This is a genomic window from Ancylobacter moscoviensis, assembly GCF_007559435.1.
Lineage (GTDB): Bacteria > Pseudomonadota > Alphaproteobacteria > Rhizobiales > Xanthobacteraceae > Ancylobacter > Ancylobacter moscoviensis.
In genome coordinates this window covers 13755-26396 of sequence record NZ_VMBP01000002.1, presented here as the reverse complement: position 1 = coordinate 26396, position 12642 = coordinate 13755, and the positions used below count along the sequence as shown (strand labels likewise).

At 67.9% G+C, this 12642-nt stretch carries 10 protein-coding genes; 2 read left to right on the top strand and 8 right to left on the bottom strand.

The annotated features are described in order from the left end of the window. Positions 1-8: 8 nt before the first annotated feature. The 8 genes from FO470_RS06280 to FO470_RS06245 form a co-directional block, all read right to left on the bottom strand. On the bottom strand, positions 9-968 hold the full coding sequence (locus FO470_RS06280; RefSeq protein WP_144342111.1) for an agmatinase: 960 nt from the start codon (positions 966-968) through the stop codon (positions 9-11). 48 nt (positions 969-1016) lie between these two features. Beyond that, entirely contained in the window at positions 1017-3101 is a 2085-nt protein-coding gene (locus FO470_RS06275; protein ID WP_144342110.1) for a dipeptide ABC transporter ATP-binding protein, read from the bottom strand. After that, the gene (locus FO470_RS06270; protein WP_200837777.1) at positions 3101-3898 is read right to left on the bottom strand and encodes an ABC transporter permease; all 798 of its coding nucleotides are present in this window, start codon (positions 3896-3898) and stop codon (positions 3101-3103) included. The genes FO470_RS06275 and FO470_RS06270 overlap by 1 nt, the downstream gene beginning before the upstream one ends. 64 nt (positions 3899-3962) lie before the next feature. Continuing rightward, entirely contained in the window at positions 3963-4919 is a 957-nt protein-coding gene (locus tag FO470_RS06265; RefSeq protein ID WP_144342108.1) for an ABC transporter permease, read from the bottom strand. Positions 4920-5045: 126 nt separating this feature from the next. Beyond that, on the bottom strand, positions 5046-6545 hold the full coding sequence (locus FO470_RS06260; RefSeq protein WP_144342107.1) for an ABC transporter substrate-binding protein: 1500 nt from the start codon (positions 6543-6545) through the stop codon (positions 5046-5048). Between the two features lie 76 nt (positions 6546-6621). Beyond that, positions 6622-7581, bottom strand: coding sequence for an agmatinase (gene speB, locus FO470_RS06255; RefSeq protein ID WP_144342106.1), 960 nt, complete (start codon positions 7579-7581; stop codon positions 6622-6624). After that, the gene (locus FO470_RS06250; protein WP_186291870.1) at positions 7581-8507 is read right to left on the bottom strand and encodes a MurR/RpiR family transcriptional regulator; all 927 of its coding nucleotides are present in this window, start codon (positions 8505-8507) and stop codon (positions 7581-7583) included. Before FO470_RS06250 ends, speB begins: the two co-directional genes overlap by 1 nt. A 172-nt stretch (positions 8508-8679) precedes the next feature. After that, positions 8680-9816, bottom strand: coding sequence for an acyl-CoA dehydrogenase family protein (locus tag FO470_RS06245; RefSeq protein ID WP_144342104.1), 1137 nt, complete (start codon positions 9814-9816; stop codon positions 8680-8682). A gap of 97 nt (positions 9817-9913) precedes the next feature. Here FO470_RS06245 and FO470_RS06240 point away from each other — a divergent pair, with 97 nt between their 5' ends. After that, the gene (locus tag FO470_RS06240; protein WP_144342103.1) at positions 9914-10834 is read left to right on the top strand and encodes a LysR family transcriptional regulator; all 921 of its coding nucleotides are present in this window, start codon (positions 9914-9916) and stop codon (positions 10832-10834) included. Between the two features lie 131 nt (positions 10835-10965). Beyond that, the gene (gene hutU / locus FO470_RS06235; protein WP_418655047.1) at positions 10966-12642 is read left to right on the top strand and encodes a urocanate hydratase; all 1677 of its coding nucleotides are present in this window, start codon (positions 10966-10968) and stop codon (positions 12640-12642) included.

Sequence of the window (12642 nt, the reverse complement as noted above, 5' to 3'; positions counted from 1 at the left end):
CCCGATGCTCAGCGGTCGAAATAGCCGGCCTTGATGGTCGCGCCGATCAGGTTGACGAAGAGGCGGCAGGCCGCGATCGACGAGATGCGGTTCACATCCTTGGCGGGCGTGATCTCGACGAGATCCATGCCCACCACACGCCCCTTGTTGACGAGGCCGTGGATCAGCTTGCGCGCCTGGTGATAGGTCACGCCGCCGAGCGCGGGGCCGTTCACGGCGGGCATCACGGACGGATCCATGCCGTCCGCATCGATGGTGATGTAGTAGCGCCCACCGGCGGGGATGCGCTCCAGAACGGCGTCCATGCCGACATCGTGCAGCTCGTAGGCGGTGATGATGTTAGCGCCATAGGCATAGGCGACGTCGACCTCTTCCTGCCGGGCACTGCCCTGGGCGCGAATGCCGATCTGGAAGATGTCCTTCACATGGTCCATTTCGGAGATGCGGCGGATCGGGCTCGAATAGCCGTCCGTCACGCCATTGACCTCGTTGCGCCAATCGAGATGCGCGTCGATGTGGACGAGGGTGATCGGCCCCTCCTGATCGTCATAGGCGCGCAGCACCGGGATCGGAATGCCATGGTCGCCGCCGAGGATGATCGGCAGGGCGCCAGCCTTCAGGATCTTGCGCACGGCGGCCTCGGCGTTGCGGTAGCTCATGCCGAGATCGCGCGGATCGTTGATGACGTCGCCGCAATCCACCATGCGGATCGGCTTGTTCATCAGCAGCGGGCCGCCAATGTCGAAGTCGTAGCGCTCCAGGGCGCGCACGGCGCGGTCCGAGGCCTGGCGGATCGCCGTCGGCGCATTGGACTGATCGTTGCTGACTTCCTCGATCGTATAGGCGGAGCCATAGGGAATGCCGAGCACGGCGATGTCGGCCTTGAGGTTATCGAGGTCGTCCACGACCTCGGAATAGAGGAGGCTCTTATGGCCGTGCTTAGGAGGGGTAGTCAGGCGGGCACTCATCGGATCACATCCTCAGGCTTGAACGAGCGGCTTCCCGCTCGCGGGAAATCATTCCGCGGCGGCCGGCAGCGCGGAAGGCGCGCGCATCAGCTCGTCGAGCGGCAGATGGCAGGCGATGCGGTGGCCGGGGCGGGGCTCTTGCAACGGTGGCATCGTGGTAGCGCAGATGTCGCCGAGCGCGCGCGGGCAGCGGGTGTGGAACACGCAGCCCGAACGCTCGCCCTCCGATGGAGGGCGGTCGCCGCGCAGCCGGATACGCTCGCTCTTCTCCGCTCCCGGGGTAGCGAGCGGCACGGCGGAGAGCAGGGCCTGCGTGTAGGGGTGATAGGGCGGCGACAGCACGTCCTTCGCGTCGCCGATCTCGCAGATGCGGCCGGAATACATCACCGCGATGCGGTCGGCGATGTAGGCGACGACCGACAGGTCGTGCGAGATGAACAGGTAGGAGAGCTTCAGGTCGTCGCGCAGCTCGTCCAGCAGGTTGAGAACCGTGGCCTGCACGGAGACGTCGAGCGCGGAGACCGGCTCGTCGCAGACGATGAAGTCCGGCCCCGTCGCCAGCGCGCGTGCGATGCCGACCCGCTGCTTCTCGCCGCCGCTGAGCTGGTGCGGGTAGCGATCATAATAGGAGCGCGGCAGCCCGACCCGGTCGAGCAGGTCCTCGACATGGGCGCGGCGCCCTTCGCGGGGCACGTTGGTCTGCAGCGCGACGGCACGGGCGATGGCGTCGCCGACCTTGCGGCGCGGATTGAGCGAGGAATCCGGGTTCTGGAACACGATCTGCGCCCGCTTGCGCAGGTCCTGCAGATCGTCCGCCGGCGCCGCCGCGACATCGACGCCCTCGAACAGCAGGCGCCCGGCCGAGGGATCGATGAGGCGCAGCACCGTGCGGCCCAGCGTGGACTTGCCGCTGCCGCTCTCGCCGACCAGCCCGAGCGTCTCGCCGCGCCGGACATCGATGGAGATGTCGTCCACCGCGTTGACGATCTCGGCGCGCACCTCGGGCCACGGCAGGACGCCGAACTTCCGCGTCCACGCGATACCGCCGCCGATGCGCCCGCGCCGGTAGCGCTTGACCAGATGCTCGGCGCGCAGCAGCGGCTCTTCCCCTGCCCCGGCCGGCTGCGCCACGCGGGGGGCCGTGTCGGCCTGCGGCCAGCCGGGCAGCCGGCCGCTCTTCCAGCAGCGGGCGCCGCTGCCGGTGTCGTCCACGGTCAAAGCCTGCGGGGCGGCGCACTTTTCCTCGGCGAACGGACAGCGGGGGGCGAAGATGCAGCCCGGCGGCGGATCGACCAGATCCGGAAAGCGGCCGGGGATCGGCGCGATGCGCTGGCTGCGCCCCTGCGCGGAAAGCTGCGGCAGCGAGGCGAGCAGCCCCTTGGTGTAGGGATGGGAGGAGCGGCCGAGCACCGCCTCCTTGGCCCCGATCTCGACGACCTGCCCGGCGTAGAGCACGCAGACCCGGTCGGCGATGCGGTTCACCACGCCCAGATTGTGGGTGATGAACAGCATGCCCAGCCCACGGCTGCGCCGCAGATGGTCGAGCAGGTCGAGTATCTGCGCCTCGACCGTCACGTCGAGCGCGGTGGTGGGCTCGTCCAGAATGAGGATGCGCGGATCGCAGACGATGGCGCTGGCGATCAGCACGCGCTGCTGCATGCCGCCCGAGAGCTGGTGCGGATAGGCCGAGGCCAGTTCACGCGGGCTCGGCAGTCCCACCTCGCCCAGCGCCGCGATGGCCCGCTCCAGAGCGGCCGGACGCGTCAGGCCCTGATGATAGACCAGCGGCTCGGCCACCTGCTCGCCAACGCGCAGGCTCGGGTTGAGCGAGGTGAACGGATCCTGGAACACCATGCCGATCGACCGGCCGCGCAGGTCGCGACGCGACGCCTCGTCGAGACCGACAAGCTCGGTGCCGTCGAAACGGATCGATCCGCTGATCGCGGCCTCGGGGCCGAGCAGGCCCATGGTGGCGAAGGCGATCGAGCTCTTGCCGGAGCCCGACTCCCCCACGACCGCCAGCGTCTCGCCCGCGCCGACGCCGAGACTGACGGAATTCAGCGCCCGCAGCGTGCCGCGGCCCGTCTGGTAGGCCAGGGTCAGATTGTCGAGGGTCAGGAGGGGAGCGGTCATCAGCCACCTTTCCGGTGCATGCGCGGGTCGAGCGCCTCGCGCAGGCCGTCGCCGAGCAGGTTCACGGCAATGACCGTGATGCCCATGGCGATGCCGGGCGCGATGGCCACCCAGGGCGCGCGGTCGATGAGGGGGCGGGCTTCGGCGATCATGAGACCCCAGTCCGAGCTGGGCGGCTGGGCGCCGAGGCCGATGAAGGACAGCGCGGCGCCGAGCAGTATGGCGAAGGTCACGCGCAGGCTCGCCTCCACCATGATCGGCGGCCAGGCATTGGGCAGGATCTCCGCGTGGAGAATGTAGGAGGTGCGCTCGCCACGGGCGCGCGCCGCCTGCACGAACTCCTCACCCGCGAGATCGAGCGTGACGCTGCGCGTCAGGCGCACCGTGCTCGGCACATAGACGATGCCCACCGCCACGATCATCTTCCACAGCGAGGGCGGGGTGACGGCGAGCAGCAGCAGGCCGAGCATGATGGGCGGGAAGGACAGCAGCACGTCCGTGGAGCGCATGACGATCTCGTCCACCCGGCCGCGCCGGTAGCCGGCCCACAGGCCCAGCGGCACGCCGATGGCGAGGCTGACGGCGGTGGCGGCGAAGCCCATCAGCAGGGACAGCCGCGCGCCGATCAGTGTCCGGCTGAAGACGTCGCGCCCGAACTCGTCGGTGCCGAGCCAGTTGCGCAGGCTCGGGGGCTTGAGACGATTGAGGATGCTCATCTCGTCGAAGCGGTAGGGCACGATCCAGGGTGCCGCGACGGCGACGACGATCAGCAGCAGCAGAACGGCGCTGCCGATCACGAGCTTTCCATTGAGACCACGAGGCCATAGCCGTCGCGGGCGTGCGGCCGCGCTTTGCGCGGTTTCAGCTTTCGGCATGGCCATAGCGGATCTTCGGGTTGAAATAGGCATAGAGGAGATCGGCGATCAGGTTCGCGAAGCAGTAGACCGCCGCGATCAGCAGGATGCCGGCCTGGATGAGCGGCAGGTCGTGCCGCTCGATGGCGAACAGCAGCAGGCGCCCGATGCCGGGATAGGAGAACACCGCCTCCACCACCACGATGTTGCCCAGCAGCCAGCCGACATCGATGGCCAGCACGGTGATGGTGGGCAGCAGCGCGTTGCGCAGAGCGTGCCGGCGGATGATCACCTTCTCCGGCAATCCCTTGGCGCGGGCGTTGCGCACATAGTTGGAGCGCAGCGTCTCGATCATGCTGGAGCGCGTGAGCCGCGACACATGGGCGATGAGGGTCAGGGTCAGCGTGAGCACGGGCAGCACGAGGTGCGAAGCCCAGACCCAGAACCCCTGGGAGATATTCCCCGCGCCGCCGCTCGGCAGCCAGTTGAGATAGCGCGCGAAGACGATGATGGCGACGATGGCCCAGAAGAACTCCGGCACCGACACGCCGACATAGGAGAACAGCGACACCGCGTGATCGGCGAACCTGTTCTGCCGGATGGCGGCGATGACGCCGAGCAGGATGCCGAACACGGCGACCATGATGAAGGCGAGGATGGCGAGCAGCGCCGACGACTTGAACGCCTCCCAGATAAGCGGGCCGACCGGACGCTCCATGATGATGGAATTGCCGAGATTGCCGCTCAGCACGCCGCCAGCCCAGCGCCAGTACTGCACATAGGCCGGCGCATCGAGGCCGAGCTTGTGCTCGATGGCCTTGATGGTGGCGTCGTCGGCGAACTGCCCGGCGAGGATGTTCGCGACGTTGCCCGGCATCACCTGGGTGATGGCGAACACCAACACGGACATGACCGCGAGGATCGCGACGATGCCGAGCAACCGTTTGATCACGTAGATGGCCATCGGTCATCCGCATGTGAGGGCGCGCTTCCAGCGAAGGCGCCGGACGAAAGGAGGGCGTGAACGCGCCCGGGACCGGCATGGCGCCGGGCGCGTCAGGAAGAGCGAGCTGGCCGAACGGCCTTCAGCTCACTGGATGGTGGTCTCGCGCAGATCGAGCCACATCATCGGGCTGGACGAGAAGCCCTTCACGTTCTTGCGGTAGGCATTGACGTGATTGAGCACGTAGGGGATCGCGCCGGCCGGATCGTCCTCGGCGAGAGCCTGGAACTTGTTGTAGAGCGCCGCCCGTTCTTCCTCGGTCTTGGCGGCGCGCGCGTCGTCCAGAACCTTGTCGATCTCCGGGTTCTTGTAGTTCCAGAGCTGGGTGTTCCACGAACCCGTCGAGTGGAAGAAGGGATAGATCGAGGTGTCGATGGTCGGGCGGCTGAAGAAGCCGTCCGTGTAGAACGCGGCCTTGCCCTCGATCTCCTTCACGAACTTGTCCCACGGCACGCGCTGCAGATCGACCTTGATGCCGATCGGCGCGAGCAGCTCCTTCGCGGCGATGCCGAGGCGCTCGCGCGTGGGGCGGCCCACCGGCACGTAGAGGGTCGCCTCGAAGCCGTTCGGATAGCCCGCTTCGGCCAGCAGCTTCTTCGCGCCCTCGATGTCCGGGGTCGAGATCGGCAGGTCCTTGTTGAAGTAGGGATGCGACGGCGGGATCATCGTGTGGGTCGGCGTGCCCTGACCGTAGAGCGCGACCTCGACAAGGGCCGGCTTGTCGAGGGTCATCAGGATCGCCTTGCGCACCCGCTTGTCGTCGAAGGGCTTCTGCGCCGCGTTCATGATCAGCCCGTCCCAGGTCGAGGTCGAGGTCGAGTCGACGACGACGTCCGGGTTCTTCTTCATCTGATCGATGGATTCGAGCGGCAGGTTCCAGACGAGATCGATGTCCCCGGTCTCCAGGGCAGCGATCTGCGCGGCGCTCTCCGGCATGATGCGGAGGGTGATGGCATCGAGCTTCGGCTCGCCGGCGACGAAGTAGTCGGGGTTCTTCACCAGCTCCACGCGGTCGCCCGGCGTGAAGGACTTGAAGATGAAGGGGCCGGTGCCGACGGGGCTGGTGGCGACGGTATCGAACTTGTCGCGCGGCAGGATGCGGACCTGGCGGTCGCCGAACAGCTCGGCGAAGCCGGAATAGGGAATCTTCAGCTTGAAGACGACGGTCTGCTTGTCCGGCGTCTCGATGCTCTCGACGATGTCGAAATTCACCCGCGCGGTGGAGCCGGTGGCCTTGTCCTGGATGCGCTGGATGGTGGCCTTGACGTCCTCGGCTTCCAGAAGCCGGCCGTCGTGGAACTTCACGCCCGGACGCAGCTTGAACGTCCAGGTCTTCTGGTCGTCGCTCTTGGCCCAGCTTTCGGCGAGGTCGGGCTTCACGCCGCCCTTGCCGTCGACCTCGGTCAGCCCGCTGAAGACGAGGAAGTTCATGATGTACTCTTCGCCGAGCTTGGTCTTCGCGGCGTCGAGCGTGTTGAGGTTGGCGGGGATGGCGACACGCAGATTGCCGTCCGCCATGGCAGGGGCCATCAGCGCGGCAAGGCTGACGGCCGCAGCCCCAAGGGCACCGATAATTCGCTTCTTCATTCCCAACTCCATCTGGTTTTTATGTTCTTGATATTTTTGGTATTTCGCCGGCGCCGCGCGGGGCGCCGGGTATGCTTCAGCGGCCGCGGGCCGCGAAGATCGCTCCGAGGAATTCGAGGATCAGCGTGGTGGCGAGGAGGCTGGTCTGCCCCTCGACGTCGATGAAGGGATTCACCTCGACCAGATCGAAGCCGACCACGTTGCCCCGCGCCGCCACGCCCTGCAGCAGCGCCCGCACCTCGTGGTAGAGCAGCCCGTCGACGGTCGGAGAGCCGGTGCCCGGCGCGATGGAGGGGTCGAGGCCGTCAATGTCGATGGTGACGAAGACGTTGCCGAGTTCCGGCATCGCGCCCAGCACCGCCGCCACGCCCCTCTCGCGGATGTCCTCGCGGGTGACGATCTGCACGCCCTGCGCGGTCGCGTCGGCGTAGTCGCTCTCGCGGGTGCGCACGTCGCGGATGCCGAGCTGCACCATGTGGCGCACGAAGGGCAGCTCCTTCGAGCGGCGCAGCGGGCTCGCATTGGTAAAGCGCACGCCGGCGATATCGTCGCGCCAATCCATGTGGGCGTCGATGTGGACGATGTCGATCGGGCCAAGCGGGGCGAAGGCGCGCACGTTCGGGAAGGTCACCGAATGGTCGCCGCCGAGGATGACCGGCAGCGCCCCGCGCGCCAGCAGCGCCGAGACGGACTCGGTGATCTTCGCCATGTTGGCGGCGATGTCGAAATAGGTGATGTCGACGTCGCCGCAATCGACGATCGAGACATCCCTCAGGAAGCGCTTCTTCTGGTTCACGTCCCAGTAGCCGGCGGCGTTGCCGGTGCCCCAGGAGGCGTAGCGCGTCGACTGGTTGCGGATCTCGCGCGGCCCGAAGCGCGTGCCGGGCCGGTAGCCGACGCCGCAATCATAGGGGATGCCGAGAATGGCGACGTCCGCCTCGACCTTCGAGAAATCCTCGCAGATCGGCGAGCGCAGGAAGCTCGCAATGCCGGCCGACGGCATGTAGGCGTTGTAGCGGGGTGTCTGCGTGTCCATCACCCGGCCCTCCCTTTCGGTCTGGTCTTTTCGGAATGCGAGGGCGGGAGCGGATCGTCCGGTCGCCACCAGACGCCGAGATCCCAGAGCTTCTCCTCCGAGCGCGCGACGGCGGAGGGCACATCGCCCGGATGCAGGCCGGCGATCAGCGCGACCAGCGTCTCGCACACGGCCACCGCCGGCGTGATGGAATCGAAGAAGGACGGCGACTGGCTCGACGCCAGCAGGGTGAGGTTCGCCAGCCGCCCGATGGGGTTCGTCTCGCTGTCGGTGATGGCGATGACGTGGACGCCCTGGCGGCGGGCGAACGCGACCGTCTCGACCACATGGCGCGCGGCGGGGGAGTAGCAGATGGCGAGCAGCACATCCCCCTCCCCGGCATTCAGCATCCCCGGATGACCGATGCCGCCGGTCGCGTCGAGCAGGGTCGAGCGGGTGTCGAAGAAGGACAGCAGATAATTGAACTGGAACGCCGCCGGGAAGGACGAGCGGTGGCCGAGGCAGTAGATGTGCCGCGCCTGCACCATCTGCTGCGCGGCGTCGACCAGCCGCCTCACCGAGGCCGGCACGCCGATATCGGCGAGATGACCGGACAGGCGCGCCGTCATTTCCGATGCAACGCCGGCGACGCCGACCTCGCGGTGGCGGGAGACGAGGCTTTGCGCGCGCCCGCTATACGCCTCCGGCGCCTCGCGGATGGCGGCCGCATGAATGGCCCGCACCTCGTCATAGCCGGCCAGCCCAAGATGCTGCGCGAAGCGTGTCATGGTGGCGGGCGGCACGCCGGCACGGCGTGCCTGCTCGCGCATGGAGAGGAGCGCCACATCCTGGGGATGATCGAGCACGAACTCGGCGGCGATCCGGATCTGGCCGGGCAGCGCGTCGAACTGGTGCTTCACCTTCGTCACGAAGTCAGCGTGCTTCATGACGCCGAGGCTAGGACGCCCGAACGGGCTTTGCAACGAATGTTTCAATTTGCATAGATTATGAACTGTTTGATCCAAAATGAACCAGAATTGAGCGGCCTTCTGCCTTTGCGGTGAGCAGCTTCCCGGTCCCGGCGATGGCACAGTGGCGGAGAGCTGCATCACCGGGACCTCACTTGAGCAGCGTGCGGGCGATGATGTTGCGCTGGATTTCCGAGGAGCCCTCGTAGATCCGCATGATCCGCGCGTCGCGCACCAGCCGCTCCAGCGGCAGGTCGCGCGAGTAGCCATAGCCCCCGTGGATCTGCAGGGCCGCGTCGGTGATGCGTCCCGCCGCCTCCGCCGTGAACAGCTTGGCCATGGCGGCCTCCTGCGAGAAGCGCCCGTGCCTGGCGCGCAGATGGGCGGCCCGCAGCCCGAGAAGGCGTGCCGCGTCGAGCTCGGTCGCCATATCCGCCAGCATCCACTGGAGCCCCTGGAACCGGGCGATCGGCGCGCCGTCGACCTCGCGCTGCTGCACCCACTCCCGCGCGGCCTTCAACGCGGCGGCGGCGATGCCGGTGGAGGTGGCGGCGACTTCCACCCGGCCATTGTCCAGCACCTTCATGGCGGTGCGGAACCCCGTGCCCTCCTCCCCCAGCCGCCGCCCGGCGGGAACGAGGCAGCCGTCGAAGGTGACTTCGAACACATGGCCGCCGCGCAGGCCCATGGTGGGCTCCGGCGAGCTGACGCTCAGGCCCGGCATTTCCCGGTCGACCACGAAGGCGCTGATGCCGCGCGCGCCCGCTCCGGGATCGGTCAGCGCGAAGACGACCAGAAAGCGAGCATGCGCCGCGTTGGAGATGAAGTGCTTGGTGCCGTCGAGCCGGTAATTTTCCCCCTCCCGCGTGGCGCGGGTGCGCATGTCCGCGGGGTTGGAGCCGGCGCGGGGCTCGGTCAGCGCGAAGGCGCCGAGGGCCGTGCCGGCGGCGGCCTCCGGCAGCCAGCGGGCGCGCTGCCCGTCATCGCCGCCGATCAATATGGAATCGGTCGCCAGGAAGTGGGCGGTGAGCATCGAAGTGGTGGAAGCACAGGCTCCGGCGAGCGCTTCCACCGCGAGATAGAGCCCGACCGCCGATACGCCGGCCCCGCCCCATTGCTCCGGCAGGTTCATGCCCATGAGGCCGATCTCGGCGAGCGCGGGAACATGCTCGCCGGCGAACAGCGCCCCGGCATCGATGGCGTGGGCACGCGGGGCGATCCGTTCCGCCGCGAAACGCTCGATGGCGTCGGCGATGGCGAGGTCATCGGCGGAGCAGAAAGGGTCCATGGCACGCTCGGAACAGGAATACTGATCCAAGCTTGACGCCCTGTTCGGAATAATAAAAATATTCGCTGTTCATATTCTGAATTAAAAAAGCTTATCCATGGCCCTCCACATCTCCTGGCGACAGCTCTCCTACTTCGTCGCCACCGCCGAGGCCGGAAGCACGCTGCGCGCTGCCGAGACGCTGCACGTCTCCCAGCCGGCGGTGTCCGTCGCCATCGGCCAGCTCGAACAGGCCTTCGGCCAGAAGCTGTTCGTCCGCCGCCATGCGCAGGGTGTGGACCTCACCCCGTTCGGCCGACGCAAGCTCGCCGAGGTGCGCCATCTGCTGGCGCATGGCCAGGCGGTGATGGGAACCGGCGAGGACGACGAGCTGATCGGCGATCTGGAGATCGGCGTCTTCTCGACCCTCGCCCCCGCCTATGCGCCCGGCCTGATGCGCGCCTTCGGCGCCGCCCATCCCAAGGTGCGGGTGCGCATGCGCGAGGCGACGCTCGACCAGCTTCATCGCGACCTCGACGACGGCGCCATCGAGATCGCGCTGCTCTACGAGATCGACACGATGGGCGAGATGGTCCGCATCCCGCTCGGCGCCCACCGCCCCTACGCGCTGCTGCCGGAGGGCCACCCGCTGGGGGCGCAGGACCGCGTCTCGCTGCGCGACCTCGCCGTCGAGCCCTTCGTGCTCATCGATCTTCCCCACAGCCGCGATTATTTCCTGTCGCTGTTCCGCATCGCCGACGTGATGCCCGAGCAACTGATCCGCTGCACCTCGCTGCCGACCCTGCGGGGCATGGTCGCGCACGGGCTGGGCAACAGCGTGCTGGTGACGCGCCCCTATGGCGACCGCTCGCATGACGGGTTGCCGCTGGTGTGCCGGCCGCTGGTCGAGATCGTGCCGCCGCAGCGCGTGATCATCGGCTCCTCCGCCCGCTCGCCCATGACGCGGGCGGCCGAAGCCTTCGTCGAGACGGCCAAGGACTATTTCCGAGACCGCACGCCCGATCCCGATCTGAATTAGTTTGTCTTATCCAGATTATGAAAATTCATTAGTACAATTCATTCTCTGTCGCCCCTATGGTCCCGCCGGTAAGCCTGCCGGCCGCCTTCGGGTGGCCCCTCATCGGGGAGCCTTGCGTGACCACCTCCGACATCAGCATTTCCAAGAACAGCCGCGTCGTGCGCGCCCCGCGCGGTTCCACCCTGAACGCGCGAAGCTGGCAGACGGAAGGCCCGCTGCGCATGCTGATGAACAATCTCGACCCCGAGGTCGCCGAGCGTCCCGAGGACCTCGTCGTCTATGGCGGGCGCGGACGGGCGGCGCGCAACTGGGAATCCTTCGACCGCATCGTCGCCACGCTGAAGGCGATGGACAATGACGAGACGCTGCTGGTGCAGTCCGGCAAGCCGGTCGGCGTCATCCGCACCCATGCCGATGCGCCGCGTGTGCTGATCGCCAATTCGAACCTCGTCGGCCGCTGGGCGACGCAGGAGGTCTTCGACGAGCTGGAGCGTCGCGGGCTCATGATGTACGGCCAGATGACGGCCGGCTCTTGGACCTATATCGGCAGCCAGGGGATCATCGGCGGCACCTTCGAGACCTTCGTGGAAGCCGGCCGCCAGCATTATGGCGGCGATCTTTCCGGCCGCTGGCTGCTCACCGCCGGGCTCGGCGGCATGGGCGGCGCGCAGCCGCTGGCGGGCGTCATGGCCGGCTGCTCGGTGCTGGCGGTCGACATGCGCGCCGAGCGCATCGAGCGGCGCATGGAGGGCGGCTATCTCGACCGCCGCGCCGCGAGCCTCGACGAGGCCCTCGCCCTGCTGGCCGAGGCGAAGCGCACCGGCAAGGCGGTCTCGATCGGCCTGCTGGGCAATGCTGCCGAGGTCTATGAGGAGATCCTCGCGCGCGGCACGCTCCCCGATCTCGTGACCGACCAGACGGCGGCGCACGACCCGCTCTACGGCTACATTCCCGCCGGCTGGACGATCGCCGAGTGGGAGCGCCGGCGCGATAGCGAGCCGGAGGCCGTCATCGCCGCCGCCAAGCAGACCATGGCGCGGCAGGTGCGCGCGATGCTGGAATTCCGGGCGCGCGGCATTCCGGTGTTCGACTATGGCAACAACATCCGCCAGATGGCGCGCGATGTCGGGGTGGAAGAGGCCTTCGCCTTTCCCGGCTTCATCTCGGCCTATGTCCGCCCGCAATTCTGCCGGGGCCGGACGCAGTTCCGCTGGATCGCGCTTTCCGGCGACCCGCAGGACATCCTCGTCTCCAGCCGCAAGCTGAAGGGCATCGTCGAGGACCCCAGCTTCGCGCGCTGGATCGACATGGCGGAGACGCGCATCCGCTTCCAGGGACTGCCCTCGCGCAGCTACTGGATGGGCCTGCGCGACCGCGTCGCGGCGGGGCTGGCGCTTAACCAGATGGTCGCCTCCGGCGAGGTGGGCGCCCCCGTCATCGTCACCCGCGACCATATCAGCTCCGGCTCGGTGGCCAGCCCCAACCGCGAGAGCGAGGGCATGCTGGACGGTTCCGACGCGGTGGCCGACTGGCCGATGCTCAACGCGCTGGTCTCCTGCGCCAGCGGGGCGACCTGGGTGTCGCTGCACAATGGCGGCGGTGTCGGCATCGGCTATTCGCAGCATGCCGGCTTCGCGGTGGTGGCGGACGGCAGCGAGGACGCCGCGCGCCGCCTCAGCCGGGTGCTGGCCAACGATTCCTCGGTGGCGATGTTCCGCCATGCCGATGCCGGCTATGACGAGGCGCTGGCGACCGTCGAGCGCGAAGGGCTGCGGACCTTCGGCGCGCCGCCGGCCGCCGGAGGCTAG